This is a genomic window from Hartmannibacter diazotrophicus, assembly GCF_900231165.1.
Lineage (GTDB): Bacteria > Pseudomonadota > Alphaproteobacteria > Rhizobiales > Pleomorphomonadaceae > Hartmannibacter > Hartmannibacter diazotrophicus.
The window spans coordinates 135,372-151,268 of sequence record NZ_LT960614.1 but is presented as its reverse complement, the minus strand read 5'-3'; the positions used below and the strand labels follow the sequence as shown (position 1 = coordinate 151,268).

Genomic DNA, 15,897 nt, shown 5'->3' with positions numbered 1-15,897 from the left:
TCTTCTCCACGAGGCAGGCATCATGATCGACGACTGGCTGACCATCCGGCGGGGCACGGCGCCGCTTCTCGTCAGCATTCCGCATACCGGAACCGAGATCCCCGGCATTCTCGCCGACCGCTATGTCTCGCGCGACCTTGCGCTCTACGACACCGACTGGTGGATCGAGAGGCTCTACGATTTCGCGGTCGATCTCGGCGCAACCGTGGTGCGCACGTCGATCTCGCGCTCGGTCATCGACGTCAACCGTGATTCCTCAGGCCAGTCGCTCTATCCCGGGCAGGCGACGACCGGGCTCTGCCCGACGACGACCTTTGACGGGCGGCCGCTCTACGAGGACGGCGCGGAGCCGACGGCGCAGGACATCGCCGACCGTCTGGCGATCTACCACGCGCCCTATCATCAGGCGCTGGACGAGGAAATCGCAAGGCTTCGCCGGCTCAACAAAAAGATCGTCCTCTACGACTGCCATTCGATCCGCTCGGTGATCCCGAGGCTCTTCGAGGGCGAACTGCCGAATTTCAACATCGGCACCAACAGCGGCGCGGCCTGCGATCCGGCCGTTCAGACGCTGACGGAGACGATCTGCGGCGAGAGCACCTTTTCGCAGGTGAGCAACGGGCGCTTCAAGGGCGGCTGGATCACGCGCCGCTGCGGCGCGCCCGAGGCGGGCGTGCACGCGATCCAGATGGAGCTTGCCTGCCGCGGCTATATGGACGAGATCGACGGGCTGGAACCGGCGCCATACGACGAGGCGCGCGCTGCGCCGATGCGCGCGGTGCTGGTCCGGCTGCTGACGGGGCTCCGGGACTGGGCGACGGGCCAGACTTGAGCCTTTCGGTCGTCATTGCCGGCCTTGAGCCGGCAACCCAACGGCTTCGCAGCATTCTAGATGCGGTTGCTGAATTCGATCACGCTTCCGGTTAGGCCGATTTGCCAGCCGAGAGGCGAGTGGGTCGCCGGGTCAGGCCCGGCGATGACGATGGAGGGGCAGAAGGCGCCAACATCGGGCCGATGACCAAGACGAACGATGAACGTGAATGCAGGCTGCGCCGGGAATGCGAGAATTGCCGACCGAGCCCGTTGACAACGGCGCGCGCTCCAATCAATTGTCTATACAATAAATGCGCCGATCGCTGGCGCTCCCGACCCGATCGGAGACTGTCATGACCACCGTTTCGCTCAATCCCGGCAACGTTCCGCTGAAGGACTGGTGCGCCATCTATCGCGGCGGCGACCCCGTTCTCGCCGATGGCTGGCGGCCGAATGTGGAGCGCGGGGCGAAGGCGGTCGCCGACATCGTCGGCAAGGGCGAGCCGGTCTATGGCGTCAACACCGGCTTTGGAAAGCTTGCCAGCGTGCGCATCGCCGCCGACGATCTGGAACTTCTCCAGCGCAACATCGTGCTCTCGCATGCGGCCGGCACCGGCGAGGCGATGCCCCGCTCCGTTACGCGGCTGATGATGGCGCTGAAGCTTGCGAGCCTCGCCCAGGGCTTCTCGGGCATCCGGCCGGAGACGCTGGACCTTCTCGCCGGCATGCTGGCGCGCGACGTCGTTCCGGTGATCCCGTGCAAGGGCTCCGTCGGCGCCTCGGGCGACCTTGCGCCGCTGTCGCATCTTGCCGCAGTGATGATCGGCGTCGGCGAGGCGGAAACGCCCGACGGGCGACGCCCGGCGGCGGACGCACTCGCCGCAGCGGGCCTGTCTCCGGCCGTCCTCGGCCCGAAGGAAGGATTGGCTCTCCTCAATGGCACGCAGTTTTCGACCGCCTATGCGCTTGCCGGCCTTTTCGAGGCCGAAGCGCTCTTCCGCGAGGCGCTGGTGACGGGTGCGCTCTCGACCGACGCCGCACGCGGCTCGGACGCCCCGTTCGATCCGCGCATTCACAAGATCCGCCGGCACAAGGGTCAGGCCGACGTTGCCGACGCCCTGCGCGGCCTGATGTCGGGCAGCGCCATCCGCGCCTCGCATCTTGTCGGCGACGAGCGGGTGCAGGACCCATATTGCCTGCGCTGCCAGCCGCAGGTGATGGGCGCGGTGCTCGACGTCCTGCGTCAGGCCGCCTCGACGCTCGAAACCGAGGCAAACGGCGTTTCCGACAATCCCCTGATCTTCGCCGAGGAAGGCGAGGCGCTGTCGGGCGGCAACTTCCACGCAGAGCCGGTGGCCTTTGCCGCCGACATGATCGCCATGGCGATCTGCGAGATCGGATCGCTGTCGGAGCGGCGCATCGCCATGCTGGTCGACCCGGCGCTCTCGGGCCTGCCCGCCTTCCTGACGCCGAAGCCCGGGCTCAACTCCGGCTTCATGATCCCGCAAGTGACTGCGGCCGCCCTCGTTTCGGAAAACAAGACGCGCGCCTTCCCGGCCAGCGTCGATTCCATCCCGACCTCGGCCAACCAGGAAGACCACGTCTCGATGGCGGCCCACGGCGCGCGACGGCTGCAGGAGATGGCGGCGAACGGCCGCGTCGTGATCGCGATCGAGGCGCTCGCGGCCGCGCAGGGTTGCGATTTCCACGCACCGCTTGCGAGCAGCCCGGCGCTTGAAAGCGCGCGCAGCCTCATCCGCGAGGTCGTGCCGCATCTGGAGGACGACCGGCACATGCATCCGGACATGGAGGCCGCGCTGGCGCTCGTCGCCGCTGGCCGGCTTGCGGAGGCGAGTGGCGCGGCCCTGCCCGGCGTCGCAGACTGAGGCGGGAGCGGCCTCAGCTTTCCTTGGCGGCAGCCTCGATCAGCGTGAGGGCATCGGGCGAATCCCACTCGGCCGGGCCGTTCATGACGCCGAGGGCGCAGCCCTTGCGGCTGATCAGGAGCGTCGTCGGCAGGCCGACGGCCAGCCCCTCCGCCTTCAGGTCGTTGAAGATCTTCATCTTCGGATCGAGATATTTGTCGAGATTGGCAACGCCGATCTCCGCAAGAAAATCCTCGGCCTTGGAATAGGCGCCGGTGTCGATGTTGACCGCCGCGATCTTCACGCCATCCGGGGCCTTGGTCGAAAGACGGTCAATCGCCGGCATCTCGGCGCGGCAGGGTGCGCACCAGGTGGCCCAGAGATTGAGAAAGAGCGTGTTGCCGGCAAAATCGGCGATGGTCTTCTTCTCGCCCTCCGGCGTTTCGAAGGCGAGCGCCTTCAGCGAGATGGCGCGCTCGGCGGGGATGAAGGCGGCAACCTCGCCCCTGGCATGGGGCCTCAGCGTGGCGGCAAATGTCGAAACGTCGCCGCAATCGGCCGTATCCCCGTTGCCAGCGCCCCTCTCGCTCACGTATACCGCGCCGACACCGGCGAGAAGGCCGGCAAACGCCGCCAGCCCGACCCATAAGACGGCGCGGCCGCGCCCTGCCTTTTCCGTCATCTAATCCGACCTTCCGGAGTGTTCCCAATGAGCAACCGCATGTGGGGCGGCCGTTTCAGCGAAGGCCCCGACGCCATTATGGAGGAAATCAATGCCTCCATTGACTATGACAAAAAGCTCTACGCCCAGGACATCGCCGGATCGAAGGCCCATGCCGCCATGCTCGCGAAAGCTGGCGTCCTGACCCCGGCCGACGCAGAGGCCATCGCAAAGGGCCTCGACCAAGTCAAGGCGGAGATCGAGGACGGCCGTTTCACGTTCTCGCGAGCCCTTGAAGACATCCACATGAATGTCGAGGCGCGCCTGAAGGAAATCATCGGCGAGCCGGCGGGCCGGCTGCATACCGCCCGCTCGCGCAACGACCAGGTGGCGACCGACTTCAAGCTCTGGGTCCGCGACACCGTGGACCAGCTCCATGTCCAGCTCAGCGACCTGATGAAGGCCCTGCTCGCCCGCGCCGAGGAACATGCCGAGACGGTGATGCCCGGCTTCACCCACCTGCAGTCGGCGCAGCCCGTCACCTTCGGCCACCACATGATGGCCTATGTGGAGATGTTCGAGCGCGACCGCACACGGCTCGTCGACGCGCGCAAGCGGCTCAACGAATGCCCCCTCGGCGCTGCGGCCCTTGCCGGAACGTCCTTTCCGATCGACCGGGCGATGACCGCCGGGGCGCTCGGCTTCGACCGCCCGACGGCCAACTCCCTCGACAGCGTTTCGGACCGCGACTTCGCGCTGGAGGTCATGGCGGCGGCGGCGATCGCGGCGGTGCACCTGTCGCGCCTTGCCGAGGAGATCGTGATCTGGTCGTCGGCGCAGTTCCATTTCGTGCGCCTCTCCGACAAGTTCTCGACCGGCTCGTCGATCATGCCGCAGAAGCGCAATCCGGACGCGGCGGAACTGGTGCGCGCCAAGTCCGGCCGCATCATCGGCGATCTCAACGGCCTGATGATCGTCATGAAGGGCCTGCCGCTCGCCTATTCCAAGGACATGCAGGAAGACAAGGAACAGACCTTCGACTGCCTGCAGAACTTCTCGCTGGTGATCGCGGCGATGACCGGCATGATCCGCGACCTCGCCGTCAATCCGGCGGCGATGAAGGCGGCGGCCGGGTCGGGCTATTCGACCGCGACGGACCTTGCCGACTGGCTGGTGCGCGCCGGCGGTGTTCCCTTCCGCGACGCCCATCACATCACCGGCCGGATCGTCGCGATCGCGGCGGAAAAGGGCATAGAGCTTGCCGAGGTGCCACTTTCCGACATGCAGGCTGTTGACGGACGCATTACCTCCGACGTCTATGATGTGCTGACCGTGGACGACTCGGTGCGGAGCCGGACGAGCTACGGCGGCACGTCGCCGGAGAATGTCAGGGCCATGGCGAAGGTCTGGCGCGATCGCCTTGGGGCCTGACGGCGAAGAGAGAAAAGAGGGGCTGCGCATGACGGTGGCAAAGCGGATGTTGCGGCGGGCGGGACCGCTCATGGTGCTCGCTCTTGCGCTTGCTGCCTGCGGGCGTGCCGGTTCGCTGGAGCCGCCAGGCTCGACGGAGCAGACGACCAAGACGCCGTCGCTGATCGAGATTCCGCTCGGCAACAACAGCCTGACGCGAAAGCCGGAGCCGGTGAAGGCTCCGGACAAACCGTTCATCCTCGACCCGCTGCTGTGAGCCGCGGGCGAGGCGCCGGCAGGCCGCCCCGCCCAGAGGCCCGGCATTACGCCAGATGCTCGTTGAAGAAGTCGATCGTGCGTGACCAGGCAAGTTCCGCCGCCGCCTGGTCGTAGCGCGGCGTCGTGTCGTTGTGGAAGCCGTGGTTGACGCCGTCGTAGATGTGGGCGGTGTAGGTCTTGCCGTTCGCCTTCAGCGCCTCCTCATAGGCCGGCCAGCCCTCGTTGATGCGGGTGTCGAGACCGGCATAGTGCAGAAGCAGCGGCGCCTGGATCTTCGGCACGTCTTCCGCCCGCGGCTGGCGACCATAGAAGGGCACGCTCGCGGCCAGCGTCGGATAGGCGACCGCCAGCGCGTTGCAAACGCCGCCGCCATAGCAGAAGCCGACGCAGCCGACCTTGTCCGTCGTCGCCTCATGGGCGAGCAGGACCTCGTAGGCGGCGAAGAAATCCTCCATCAGCTTGGCCGGATCGATCTTCTGCTGCATCTCGCGGCCCGCGTCGTCATTGCCCGGATAGCCGCCGAGCGGCGACAGACCGTCGGGCGCCAGCGCGACAAAGCCGGCGACGGCGACTCGGCGGGCGACATCCTCGATGTAGGGGTTGAGGCCCCGGTTCTCGTGCACGACGACGACACCCGGCAGCTTGCCCGTCATGCCGGCGGGCTTCACCAGAAGCGCGTTGATGGTGCCATTGCCCTCGGGCGAATCGTAGGTGATGCGTTCGGCGGCGATGCGCGGATCGTCCGCCTTGACCTGCTCGGCGAAGGCGTAGACCGGCTGCAGCGCTTTCAGGAGCGCCATCGCCGTGACGCCGCCGACGGCGAACTTCTGGGCCTTGTCCAGGAAATCGCGCTTGGTCATCAGGCCATGGACATAGCCGTCGTAGATGTCGAGAAGCTCCTGCGGGAAATCCGTGGCCTTCATGCGCTTGGGCATGTCCGGTTTCATGTCGTTCATGTGCTGCCTCCCGGGGTTGATGGCGGCGTTTCGCCGCCATGTCCCGGTCAGTAAGCCGTATTTTCACGTAGAAGGTTTGTCAGGACCGCTCCCGACCCCATCAAATTCGAGTGATTGTTTCAGACTTGAAACATTTCCCCGACGTCAAAGACCCAGATCGCTGAGGCCCGGATGGTCGTCCGGACGACGGCCGAGCGGCCAGAGGAACTTGCGGTCGGCCTCGGCGATCGGCAGGTCGTTGATCGAGGCGTGACGCTCCTTCATCAGGCCGTTCTCGTCGAACTCCCAGTTCTCGTTGCCGTAGCTACGATACCAGTTGCCGGAGTCGTCGCGCCACTCGTAGGCAAAGCGCACCGCGATGCGGGCACCATCGAAGGCCCAGAGTTCCTTGATAAGCCGATACTCCAGCTCCTTGGCCCACTTGCGCTTCAGAAAGTCGCGCACGGCCTCGCGCCCGACCGGAAATTCGGCGCGGTTCCGCCAGCGGGTGTCGAGCGTGTAGACGCCGGCGACACGGTCGGCATCGCGGGAGTTCCAGGCATCTTCGGCGCCGCGCACCTTCTGGGCGGCGGTCTCGCGGGTGTAGGGCGGCAGGGGCGGACGGGTTTCCATCGGTCGATCTCCTTTTATGAGGGCAAGCGGGCTGCAGACCTCGTATGTAGACAGGTCTGTCTACATATCTGGCACAAGTGAACAGACTTGTCTACACTCAATCCATGACCATCGATTCTCCGTCCAAAGACCGCTCAAAACTCCCGGCCCGCGACCGCATCCTTCTTGCCGCGCACGACCTCTTCTATGCGGAGGGAATCCGGGCGACCGGGATCGACCGCATCATTGCGGAAGCCGGCGTGACGAAGGTGACCTTCTACCGGCACTTTCCCTCCAAGAACGACCTGATCCTCGCCTTCCTCGACTATCGCCACGAGCGCTGGATGGCCTGGTTCAAAGGGGCGCTCGCCCGCAATGCCCATCTCGGCGGCGGAGCCCTCGTGCCCGCGCTCGGCGAATGGTTCGCGCGGGAGGATTTTCGCGGCTGCGCCTTCATCAACACGGTGGTGGAGGTCGGCGGCACGATACCGGAGGCGCGCGAAGTGTCCCGTCGGCACAAGGAAGACATGACGGCGGCGATCGCCGACATCCTGCCCGAGGCGCCCGACCGTCAGGCAACGGCCAAAGCACTGGCGCTTGTCGTCGACGGCGCCATCATCCGGGCCCAGTATGAGGGCGACGGCAAGGGCGCTCTCGGAACCTTGATGCGCGTCGTCGCCGGGCTGACCTGACTGCCCTCTCGACCTTGCGCGATCAACCGGATAAGTAAGCGCCAAATTACCTTGTACTGCTTATCGGCCGCCCTGCGGCCCGGACCGCGGCCGGAGACACGTTCTTGCATCACTTCGCCTATCGCAACGGCATCCTCCATGCCGAGGATGTGCCGGTTCCGGAGATCGCGGCCAAGGTCGGAACGCCGGTCTATATCTACTCGACCGCGACGCTGGTCCGGCACTATCACGTCTTCGCCAAGGCCTTTTCCGGGCTTAACGCGCATGTCTTCTATGCGATGAAGGCCAATTCCAATCAGGCGGTGCTGAAGACGCTGGCGCGCGAGGGCGCCGGCATGGACGTCGTCTCCGAAGGAGAGCTGCTGCGCGCGCTCGCTGCGGGCGTCGCGCCGGAAAAGATCGCCTTCTCCGGCGTCGGCAAGACCGTGCGCGAAATGCGGATGGCGCTCGAAGCGGGCATTCACTGCTTCAACGTCGAATCCGAGCCGGAGCTTCATGTGCTGTCGGCGACCGCCAGTGCCATGGACAAGACCGCTCCGGTCGCGCTGCGCATCAATCCGGACGTCGACGCCCTCACCCACGCCAAGATCTCCACCGGCAAGTCGGAGAACAAGTTCGGCATTCCGTGGACCGAGGCTCGCCGGGTCTATGCCGAGGCTGCGAAGCTTCCCGGCATCCGGGTGATCGGCATCGACATGCACATCGGCTCGCAGATCACCGAACTTGGCCCCTTCGACGACGCCTTCGGGCGCCTTGGCGAGCTTGTTGCGGCGCTTCGGGCCGACGGGCATGCCATCGAGCATGTCGACCTCGGCGGCGGGCTCGGCATTCCCTATGTCGACGACAACGCCCCGCCGCCGGAGCCCGGCGCCTATGGCGAGGTCGTGCGCAAGCATGTCGAAAAGCTCGACTGCGCCGTGATCTTTGAGCCGGGACGGCTGATCGCCGGCAATGCCGGCATTCTCGTCGGCTCGGTCGTCTATCGCAAGGAGGGCGAAGGGCGCACCTTCGTCATCGGCGATGTCGGCATGAACGACCTGATCCGGCCGACCCTCTATGAGGCCTATCACGAGATTCGCCCGGTCATTCAGCCGGCGGTCGGCGCGGAGCGGGCCAAGGTCGACGTGGTCGGCCCGGTCTGCGAGACGGGCGACTATGTGGCGCTCGGGCGCGACCTGCCGATGCTCGCCGCCGGCGATCTCTTCGCCGTCTATTCGGCGGGCGCCTATGGCGCGGTGCAGGCCGGCACCTACAACAGCCGGGCTCTGGTGCCGGAGGTTCTGGTCAACGGCTCCGAATGGCATGTGATCCGCCCGCGCCGCCCGCTCGAGGATCTGATTGCGCTGGACAGTGTTCCGGGATGGCTGTCGGACTGAGGCAACCGATCACAAATCGGCGATGTCCTTGTCGGCGAGCCGTGCCCGATCCCAGGAATCCAGGCTTTCGGTTGGTTTTTGACCGGGCGTTGATGCCCGCATTCTTGCGTACGAAACTCAGGTTGCCTTGCCAGATCTCCGATTTATGATTATGCAAGTCATGAATTGAACGTGCAGGCCGCGCCAGCGAGGCGGCGGCTTTGACTGCCCGCCCGATGCGATCTGCCGGAAGAGGAAATCCCGCAATGATGTCAGGTCGAAACACCGTGATCGCCGCTGCGCTCGGCATGCTTTTCGCCGCCCCTGTCACCGTCGCGCTGGCGGGCGACAAGCAGCCTGCCGCCGGCGACCTGACGCTGCGCAACGAATTCAACGCCATCGAGGTCACGCTGAAGGACCACACGTTTTCACCGGCCGAGATTGTCGTGCCGGCCGGCGAGACCTTCGAGATCATGCTGACAAATGCCGACAAGACCCCCGACGAGTTCGATTCCAAGGACCTGCATGTCGAGAAGGTGGTCGCCGGCGGCAATCAGGCGCTGATTCGAATCCGCCCCCTCAAGGCCGGGACCTATCGCTTCATGGGCGAGTTCCATTCCAGCACGGCCAAGGGCGTCGTCGTCGCCAAACCCGCCTCCTGATCATCACGCCGTCCCGCCAGACCCAGCCCACGACGGAGAACTCCCCGATGCTTGCTTCCCTGATCATCGTCTTTCGAGAGGTTCTGGAGGCCGGTCTGGTCATCGGGCTGGTGCTGGCGGCAACACGCGGGATTTCCGGACGCGGCTATTACGTGGCGCTCGGCGTCGCGGCGGGCATTGCCGGATCGATGCTGCTGGCGACGTTCGCGGGCGAGATCTCCGGGCTTTTCAAAGGATCGGGACAGGAACTCCTCAATGCGGCGATCCTCTCGGTCGCCGTCGTCATGCTCGCCTGGCATTCGGCCTGGATGGCGAGCCACGGGCGTGAGATGGCAGCCGAACTGACCGGTGTCGGCAAGGATGTCGCCGCCGGCCGCAAGCCGCTCACCGCGCTTGCGGTCGTCGTCGGCGTCGCGGTCCTGCGCGAAGGCTTCGAGGTCGTCCTCTTTCTCTACGGCATCCTTGCCAGCGGCGGCGAGAGCGGAACGAGCGTTTTCGTGGGCGGCTGTCTCGGCATCCTCGCCGGCGGCGCGGTGGCCGCGGCCATCTACCTCGGTCTTGCCGCCATTCCCCTGCGCCACCTCTTCTCCGTCACCGGCATCCTGATCACGCTACTTGCCGCCGGCCTTGCCGCCGATGCGGCGGCGATGCTGCAGCAGGGCGGTTACGTGGACATTCTTTACGTCACCGCGTGGGATACCTCCTGGCTGCTCGACCAGGGATCGATCCTCGGGCGCGTCCTTCACACGCTGCTTGGCTATGTCGACCAGCCGAGCGAATTGCAGGTTCTCGTCTACATCCTGACCATTCTTGCGATCCAGGGGCTCACCGTGGCGGCGCGCCCGGCCGCCGCAACGCGCAAGGCCAAGACTTAGGCATCATTCTGCCGCAGGCCGCCTCCCCAGGCTGTGCCAAAACGTCGTTTCCCACGACTATGCCCGCGGCCTTACTCTGGCAGGAACACCAAGCCGAGAAGCTCATTTTCGCCGACGCTGTGCGCGGTCGAAAGTTCGCGAATGGATTGCTGACTGGTCGCGGGAATGCCGCGGGCCTTCAGTCTTAGCAGCAGTGCGTCGGGATCGGTGCGGATCGTGTTCGCTAACGCGAACAGCGGTGCATCGATCAAAGCTTCCTCAATGGGCTGTTCCAGCTGCGGTCCTGTGATCAGCCCCCATGAAAAGAAGGAAGCGACCAAGATGAGCGCAAACATCGTCACACTGGACTTGCCCCAGGTCGACCTGAGATGCGCCTTGAACGGGCGAATGTTCACGGCAATGTGCCCACCGGCCCCGAGCAGGAAAAACCATGAGAACCATTGATGGACCACGGTGACGAGGCCCGGGTTCCATTCGAAGAACATAAGGACCCCGGTGATCGACATCAGAACGAAGGAGCCGATCGTCAGCGGCGTCGACCAGGTCCGCAGGGAGAGAGATTTAGCCATGGTTCGAGTACTCCGCGCGAAGGCCGACCCGTTCGAGATAGCGTTCGAGCACATCGGCATTGTCTGACGACACGATGGCCCCGACATAACCGTCAGGTCGCACCAGCACCCAGTTGCTCGGCGGCAATGCATAGGCAGCATGGAGGTGTGCGTTCGCGTCGAGGATGTCGCCCCGCGATCCGAGTGTGTGGATATGCAATCCCGGTCTTGTCGACACGCAGGTGCGGTCAACGTCAAAGCCGATGAGCGTCCAATGGGGACCTCTGAAGAGTTCGAACAGCCGCTTCGGCTGGCCGGCGGCGCCGCGGACCGGTGCGTCGGGAGCACGGTCGCCCGCGAACAGTCCCTGTTGCGCGGGCTCTTCCACCGCAAGCGAGGACTCTGGATAACCGATATCGAGTTGACGCACTTCCCGGCCGCGCCGCATCTCACCGCGTTTGTGTGCGGCGAGCAGCTTCGTTGCGAGTCCGAGCATGGCGGCCGCGACCGGGCGGCGCTCTTCCTCATAGCTGTCGAGCACCACGTCGGGAGCACCTGAAGCGACCGCCGCCAGCTTCCAGCCAAGGTTATAGGCGTCCTGGACACTGGTATTGAGGCCCTGTCCGCCGGTCGGCGGATGCGCATGCGCGGCATCGCCGACGAGGAAGACCCGGCCGATGCGATAACGGTCGGCCAGCCGGGCATTCATAGCGAAAGCTGAGGCCCAGGAAACGGACTGGATGCGAATATCGTCGCGTCCTGTGCGCTCCGCCACAAGAGCAGTCAGTCCAACGGCCGAGAGATCGACCTCGCCCTCCAGCGGGATCGGTCCCTGCATCTGGAACAGGTCCGTTCCGGCGAGCGGGCAGAATGAGATTTGGCGCTCCATGTCGCCTTCAACGAAACGGTGCCATACATCGCGACTGAGGCCGGACAATGTAACATCAGCGACGATGGCGCGAATGCCGAGTGTCTTTCCGGGAAAGCCGATATCGAGGGCACGGCGCACGAAGCTACGGCCACCATCGGCGCCGATGAGCCAGCGCACCCGAATGGTCTCGTCACCGTGTTTTCCGTTCAGCCGCGCACTCACGCCATTCGCGTCCTGCTCGAAGCCGACAAGTTCAGAGCCGAATTCCGGGCGGTGTCCGAGTTCAAGGAGGCGCTCGCGCATCACACCTTCGGTCAGGAACTGCGGCACCATCAGCGGCAAGTGATAGGGTTCGGCAGGCGTCGGGTCTTCGTGCTCCACGACGTCCGAGTCCGTAAAGCTGCCGTCGGCGCGATAGTCTCGCTGCGGCGGATAGACGCCTCCCACCGAGACAATCCGGTCGAGGATTCCGAGATCCTCAAAAACTTCCTGCGTTCGCGGCTGGATGCCCTTGCCGCGAGAGCCGCGGAACGGGTCCTCCATCTTCTCGATCAGGCGGAACGAGATTCCCCTGCGAGCCAAGTCAATTGCGAGCGTCAGGCCAGCCGCCCCCGCGCCGCAGATCAGCACATCTGCTGCGAATTTGTCTGTCATTTCGGTCTCCATAGGTGTAATATGCACATAATAGGAGAAGCGGCATGGCGTCAAGAAAGAAAGTGCAAAATACACATATTAGCAATCAGATTCGTCAGCTTCACGGCGCCTTGATTGACATCGTCAGCGTCATGAACCGGCCGCAGCGCGATGAGGACATGGTTCGCGAGGCGGGTATTTCTCTCGACCGGGCACTGTTTCCACTACTGGTGGGTATTGAGCGGTTGGGCCCGATCGGCGTGGTGGAGATGGCCGATCGCGTCGGTCGCGACTACACCACGGTGAGCCGTCAGGTCGCGAAGCTGGAGAGCCTTGGGCTGATCGAGCGTCACGGCAACGCCGCCGACCGCCGGGTTCGCGAGGCGGTCGTCACAGCGAAAGGCAAGGCCATGACCGATCTGGTCGACGGCGCACGGGAGCGTATGGGTCACGCGATTTTTGCCAGTTGGGACCGGCAGGATATCGATGACCTCGTGCGGCTCATTCGCAAGTTCGCGGACGACCTAAACGCCGGCCCTCTGAATTCTTCGGAGGGCACCAAATGACTTTTATACAAGGTGCGTTCGGAGTTTCCGAGATCAGCCCGAACTGAAGCAGGGTCTGATCTTTGTTGCGACCGTGTCCAGCAGATTGCCGCGATCGCCCGGCAGTTTTAGCACAGCCTGTCCCGCAAGGCCCTCTTGTGAGCGTTGCGCGCCCATTCCTCGCGGTCTTGCCAGATCACATCTTGGCCGCCCGGCTTGGCGTTCCGTTTGCATGTGCTATCTTGAAACAAGAGACGCGGTTGCCATCCTGCGTGGCCCGATCGATCCGACGACGTGTGGCAAGGGCCGGGAACGGTCTTCCGCCACGCCAGCGTCCGACCGATTTCCGGCACATTGTACCGGCAACCTCCTTCTTGAAGGCGGCGGCTCTGCCGCGCGAAGGAGACACAGGCATTGGCCGAGCCCAACAATCCGCAGCACGGTTCCACGGACGCGGCGCTGTCTGGCGAAGACCAGGCGCAGCGGGCGGCACCCCGGCGCGGCCCCTTTGCCCGGCTCTATCCCAATCTTTCGAAACGGCCGCTGGAGACCCTTGGGCGCAAGGCCCGGCAGGCGCGGGCGGCGATTTTCTGGGAGCGGCTGTGGCCGGCCGTCACCCCCCTGCTCGTCGTCGTCGGCCTCTTCTGCGGGCTTGCGTGGACAGGCCTCTTCATCGGCCTTGCCGACTGGCTGCGTCTTTCGATCATCGGTCTCTTCTGCCTCGCCGCCCTTGCCTCGCTGTGGCCGCTGCTGCGGTTGCGGCTGCCGCTGCGCGCCGAGGCCCTCACCCGAATCGAACGCGACAGCGGCTACCAGCACCGCCCGCTGATCACGCTTTCTGACGAGCTTGCCGCCGGCAGCAACGATCCCTTCGCCCGCGCCCTCTGGCAGGCGCATCTGAAGCGGGTTGGAGAGGGCCTTTCGGCCATCCGCATCGCCCTTCCCTCGCCGCGCGTCGACCGCCGCGACCCCTACGCGATCCGAACCGTCGTCTTCCTGATCGCCGTCGTCGGCCTGACGGCAAGCTGGCGCGATCCGGTCTCCCCCCTCGTCGACGCCTTCCGGATGCCCGCATTGACAAGCGCCAATGTCCGCATCGACGCCTGGGTGACCCCGCCGGCCTATACCGGCCGGCCGCCGGTGTTCCTGTCGAAATCCGGCGCGGCGGCGGGCACGGAAAGCGAAGACGGAACGCGGCAGGTGGAAGTGCCGCAGAAGAGCCTTGCCACCGTCCGCATCGCAGGGCTCAGCGATGCCGGCGTCACGTGGGTTCCGAGTGACGCAGCCACTGATGCCACGCCCGTGGCGGTCGATCCCGTGAAGACGGACGCCGCCGCGGCGACGGACGGGGACAAGGCCGATGCCACCGGCAAGGCCGCCGCAACGGGCCCCCGGTCCTTCGAATGGACGCTTGAAACCTCCGGCCGGCTCGATGTGACCCGTGACGGGCGAGCGATCGGAAGCTGGATCTTCAACGTCACGCCCGACAAGGCGCCCGAGATCCACCTCGTCAAGGCGCCGGAGGCGACGGAGCGCGACGCGCTGCATCTCGTCTACGAGGTCAGCGACGACCACGGCGTTGCCGGGGCCGAGGCAAAATTCGAGGCGGACGGCGCGCTGTCGATGCCGAAGCTCGAAGGCGCCGTCATTCCGGGCGAGGCGCATCCGCTCTACGGCCTGCCCGATTTCGCCCTCTCGCTGCCGCGCCGGTCGAACGCCTCGCAGACGGCGGAGACCTACCGCGACCTGACGGCCCATCCCTTCGCCGGTGCACCGCTGAAGCTGACGCTTGTCGCCCGCGACGATGCCGGCAACGTCGGCAAGAGCCCCGAGACGACGCTGGAGCTGCCGCAGCGGCCCTTCTACAACCCGATCGCCAAGATGCTGGTGGAACAGCGGCGCATCCTCGCGCTCGACGGCCGCACGCAGACCTTCGTCGCCAACGTGTTGCAGGATCTGACGCTGCATGCGGACACGACGATCGACAACGCCGCGATCTACCTCGGCCTCCAGCATGGCGAGCAGCTGGTTCGCACGGCCACGAACGACGACGAGTTGCGCGCAGCCGCCGATTATCTGTGGCAGATGGCGCTGACCATCGAGGGCGGCGATGCCTCGATCGCCGAACAGCGCCTGCGCGAAGCGCGGGAGAAGCTGCGCGAGGCACTGGAGAATGGCGCCTCGGACGAGGAAATCGCCAAGCTGATGGACGAACTGCGCGAGGCGATGAACGAGTACATGCAGGCGCTGGCCGAACAGATGCGGCAGAACCCGCAGTCCGACATGAGCCAGATGGACCCGAACGCGCAGACGATCACGCCGCAGCAGCTCGAGCGGATGCTCGACAAGATGGAGGAGCTTTCCAAGCTCGGCGACCGCGAGGCGGCGCAGCAGCTTCTCTCCCAGCTCGACCGGATGCTGGAGAACATGCAGACCGCGCGCCGGCCGCAGAACGGCCAGCAACAGCAGAACCCGATGAACGACGCGATGAACGAACTCGGCAAGATGATCCAGGAGCAGCAGAAGCTCATGGACGAGACGTTCAACATGTCGCCGGACGGACGCCAGAACGGACGTGAGCAGCCGGGCCAGGGCGAGCAGATGAGCCCCGAGGAGCGCGCCGACGCCATGAAGCGGCTGCAGGAGGGCCAGCAGGCGCTGCAGAAGAAGCTGGAGGAACTCCAGAACAAGATGCAGCAGCAGGGCATGGAACCGGGCGACAAGCTCGGCGAGGCGGGCCGCTCCATGGGCCGGGCCGGCGACCAGCTTGGCCAGGGCGAACCCGGCGCGGCGGTCGGCGATCAGGGTCAGGCGCTGGAGTCCCTGCGCCAAGGTGCCCAGCAGCTTGCCGAACAGATGGGCGACCAGGAGGGCGGACGCCAGCCTGGACAGGCCCGCAACCGCGGCGAGGACCCGCTCGGACGCCAGCCGCAGGAACGCGCGCAGGGCCCCGAATATGGCGACAGCGTCAAGGTTCCGGGCGAGATCGACATCCAGCGGGCGCGCCGGGTGCTGGACGAGCTCAGGCGGCGCTTCTCCGAGCAGTTCCGCCCGCGGATGGAGCTCGACTATCTCGATCGCCTGATGACGCCCGACAACTGACCGGACGGCGGAGAGACAATGGTTCGGATTGTCCGGCCC

General features: G+C 65.4%; 15 protein-coding genes. 10 read left to right on the top strand and 5 right to left on the bottom strand.

All coding sequences use genetic code 11. The features are described from left to right. Nucleotides 1-22 precede the first annotated feature (22 nt). Together hutG and hutH are read left to right on the top strand one after the other, a co-directional pair. Nucleotides 23-832: an N-formylglutamate deformylase gene (gene hutG / locus HDIA_RS00665; protein ID WP_099553439.1), complete on the top strand. Its 810-nt coding sequence runs from the start codon at nucleotides 23-25 to the stop codon at nucleotides 830-832. Nucleotides 833-1,166: 334 nt separating this feature from the next. After that, on the top strand, nucleotides 1,167-2,699 hold the full coding sequence (gene hutH / locus HDIA_RS00660) for a histidine ammonia-lyase (RefSeq protein WP_099553437.1): 1,533 nt from the start codon (nucleotides 1,167-1,169) through the stop codon (nucleotides 2,697-2,699). A 13-nt stretch (nucleotides 2,700-2,712) separates the two neighbouring features. Here hutH and tlpA read toward each other — a convergent pair whose 3' ends face one another. Continuing rightward, nucleotides 2,713-3,360 carry a thiol:disulfide interchange protein TlpA gene (gene tlpA / locus HDIA_RS00655; protein ID WP_099553435.1) on the bottom strand — a complete coding sequence of 216 codons (648 nt, stop codon included), beginning with the start codon at nucleotides 3,358-3,360 and terminating at the stop codon, nucleotides 2,713-2,715. A gap of 27 nt (nucleotides 3,361-3,387) precedes the next feature. Here tlpA and argH point away from each other — a divergent pair, with 27 nt between their 5' ends. Together argH and HDIA_RS00645 are read left to right on the top strand one after the other, a co-directional pair. Next, on the top strand, nucleotides 3,388-4,770 hold the full coding sequence (argH, locus tag HDIA_RS00650) for an argininosuccinate lyase (protein ID WP_099553433.1): 1,383 nt from the start codon (nucleotides 3,388-3,390) through the stop codon (nucleotides 4,768-4,770). 28 nt (nucleotides 4,771-4,798) lie between these two features. Beyond that, the gene (locus HDIA_RS00645; RefSeq protein WP_099553431.1) at nucleotides 4,799-5,026 is read left to right on the top strand and encodes a lipoprotein; all 228 of its coding nucleotides are present in this window, start codon (nucleotides 4,799-4,801) and stop codon (nucleotides 5,024-5,026) included. Between the two features lie 46 nt (nucleotides 5,027-5,072). Here the strand turns inward: HDIA_RS00645 and yghX are convergent, their stop codons facing one another. Together yghX and HDIA_RS00635 are read right to left on the bottom strand one after the other, a co-directional pair. Further along, nucleotides 5,073-5,984 carry a YghX family hydrolase gene (gene yghX, locus HDIA_RS00640; protein WP_099553429.1) on the bottom strand — a complete coding sequence of 304 codons (912 nt, stop codon included), beginning with the start codon at nucleotides 5,982-5,984 and terminating at the stop codon, nucleotides 5,073-5,075. 144 nt (nucleotides 5,985-6,128) lie between these two features. Next, nucleotides 6,129-6,596 carry a nuclear transport factor 2 family protein gene (locus HDIA_RS00635; RefSeq protein ID WP_099553427.1) on the bottom strand — a complete coding sequence of 156 codons (468 nt, stop codon included), beginning with the start codon at nucleotides 6,594-6,596 and terminating at the stop codon, nucleotides 6,129-6,131. Nucleotides 6,597-6,700: 104 nt separating this feature from the next. Between HDIA_RS00635 and HDIA_RS00630 the strand changes: the two genes are divergently transcribed. The 4 genes from HDIA_RS00630 (at nucleotide 6,701) to HDIA_RS00615 (ending at nucleotide 10,159) form a co-directional block, all read left to right on the top strand. Then, nucleotides 6,701-7,267 (top strand): TetR/AcrR family transcriptional regulator, encoded by a 567-nt coding sequence (locus tag HDIA_RS00630; RefSeq protein ID WP_099553425.1) that lies wholly within the window; start codon nucleotides 6,701-6,703, stop codon nucleotides 7,265-7,267. Nucleotides 7,268-7,371: 104 nt separating this feature from the next. After that, the gene (gene lysA, locus HDIA_RS00625) at nucleotides 7,372-8,643 is read left to right on the top strand and encodes a diaminopimelate decarboxylase (RefSeq protein WP_099553423.1); all 1,272 of its coding nucleotides are present in this window, start codon (nucleotides 7,372-7,374) and stop codon (nucleotides 8,641-8,643) included. A gap of 245 nt (nucleotides 8,644-8,888) precedes the next feature. Then, entirely contained in the window at nucleotides 8,889-9,284 is a 396-nt protein-coding gene (locus tag HDIA_RS00620; protein ID WP_197708077.1) for a cupredoxin domain-containing protein, read from the top strand. Between the two features lie 47 nt (nucleotides 9,285-9,331). Continuing rightward, complete coding sequence (locus HDIA_RS00615; RefSeq protein WP_099553421.1) at nucleotides 9,332-10,159, top strand: FTR1 family iron permease; 828 nt, start codon at nucleotides 9,332-9,334, stop codon at nucleotides 10,157-10,159. Between the two features lie 71 nt (nucleotides 10,160-10,230). Here HDIA_RS00615 and HDIA_RS00610 read toward each other — a convergent pair whose 3' ends face one another. Continuing rightward, the gene (locus HDIA_RS00610; RefSeq protein ID WP_099553419.1) at nucleotides 10,231-10,728 is read right to left on the bottom strand and encodes a DUF4405 domain-containing protein; all 498 of its coding nucleotides are present in this window, start codon (nucleotides 10,726-10,728) and stop codon (nucleotides 10,231-10,233) included. Beyond that, nucleotides 10,721-12,232 carry an FAD-dependent oxidoreductase gene (locus HDIA_RS00605; RefSeq protein WP_099553418.1) on the bottom strand — a complete coding sequence of 504 codons (1,512 nt, stop codon included), beginning with the start codon at nucleotides 12,230-12,232 and terminating at the stop codon, nucleotides 10,721-10,723. The genes HDIA_RS00610 and HDIA_RS00605 overlap by 8 nt, the downstream gene beginning before the upstream one ends. A gap of 44 nt (nucleotides 12,233-12,276) precedes the next feature. On the opposite strand from HDIA_RS00605, the gene HDIA_RS00600 reads away from it, so the two are divergent. Together HDIA_RS00600 and HDIA_RS00595 are read left to right on the top strand one after the other, a co-directional pair. After that, entirely contained in the window at nucleotides 12,277-12,777 is a 501-nt protein-coding gene (locus HDIA_RS00600) for a MarR family winged helix-turn-helix transcriptional regulator (protein ID WP_099553416.1), read from the top strand. 393 nt (nucleotides 12,778-13,170) lie between these two features. Beyond that, nucleotides 13,171-15,858, top strand: a complete 2,688-nt coding sequence (locus tag HDIA_RS00595; RefSeq protein WP_099553414.1) for a TIGR02302 family protein — start codon at nucleotides 13,171-13,173, stop codon at nucleotides 15,856-15,858. Nucleotides 15,859-15,897 lie beyond the last annotated feature (39 nt).

Excerpts from the sequence above, each read along its gene's own strand:
- hutG (WP_099553439.1), top strand. The coding sequence starts at position 23 with ATGATCGACGACTGGCTGACCATCCGGCGGGGCACGGCGCCGCTTCTC.
- hutH (WP_099553437.1), top strand. The coding sequence starts at position 1,167 with ATGACCACCGTTTCGCTCAATCCCGGCAACGTTCCGCTGAAGGACTGG.
- tlpA (WP_099553435.1), bottom strand. The coding sequence starts at position 3,360 with ATGACGGAAAAGGCAGGGCGCGGCCGCGCCGTCTTATGGGTCGGGCTG.
- argH (WP_099553433.1), top strand. The coding sequence starts at position 3,388 with ATGAGCAACCGCATGTGGGGCGGCCGTTTCAGCGAAGGCCCCGACGCC.
- HDIA_RS00645 (WP_099553431.1), top strand. The coding sequence starts at position 4,799 with ATGACGGTGGCAAAGCGGATGTTGCGGCGGGCGGGACCGCTCATGGTG.
- yghX (WP_099553429.1), bottom strand. The coding sequence starts at position 5,984 with ATGAACGACATGAAACCGGACATGCCCAAGCGCATGAAGGCCACGGAT.
- HDIA_RS00635 (WP_099553427.1), bottom strand. The coding sequence starts at position 6,596 with ATGGAAACCCGTCCGCCCCTGCCGCCCTACACCCGCGAGACCGCCGCC.
- HDIA_RS00630 (WP_099553425.1), top strand. The coding sequence starts at position 6,701 with ATGACCATCGATTCTCCGTCCAAAGACCGCTCAAAACTCCCGGCCCGC.
- HDIA_RS00620 (WP_197708077.1), top strand. The coding sequence starts at position 8,889 with ATGATGTCAGGTCGAAACACCGTGATCGCCGCTGCGCTCGGCATGCTT.
- HDIA_RS00615 (WP_099553421.1), top strand. The coding sequence starts at position 9,332 with ATGCTTGCTTCCCTGATCATCGTCTTTCGAGAGGTTCTGGAGGCCGGT.
- HDIA_RS00610 (WP_099553419.1), bottom strand. The coding sequence starts at position 10,728 with ATGGCTAAATCTCTCTCCCTGCGGACCTGGTCGACGCCGCTGACGATC.
- HDIA_RS00605 (WP_099553418.1), bottom strand. The coding sequence starts at position 12,232 with ATGACAGACAAATTCGCAGCAGATGTGCTGATCTGCGGCGCGGGGGCG.
- HDIA_RS00600 (WP_099553416.1), top strand. The coding sequence starts at position 12,277 with ATGGCGTCAAGAAAGAAAGTGCAAAATACACATATTAGCAATCAGATT.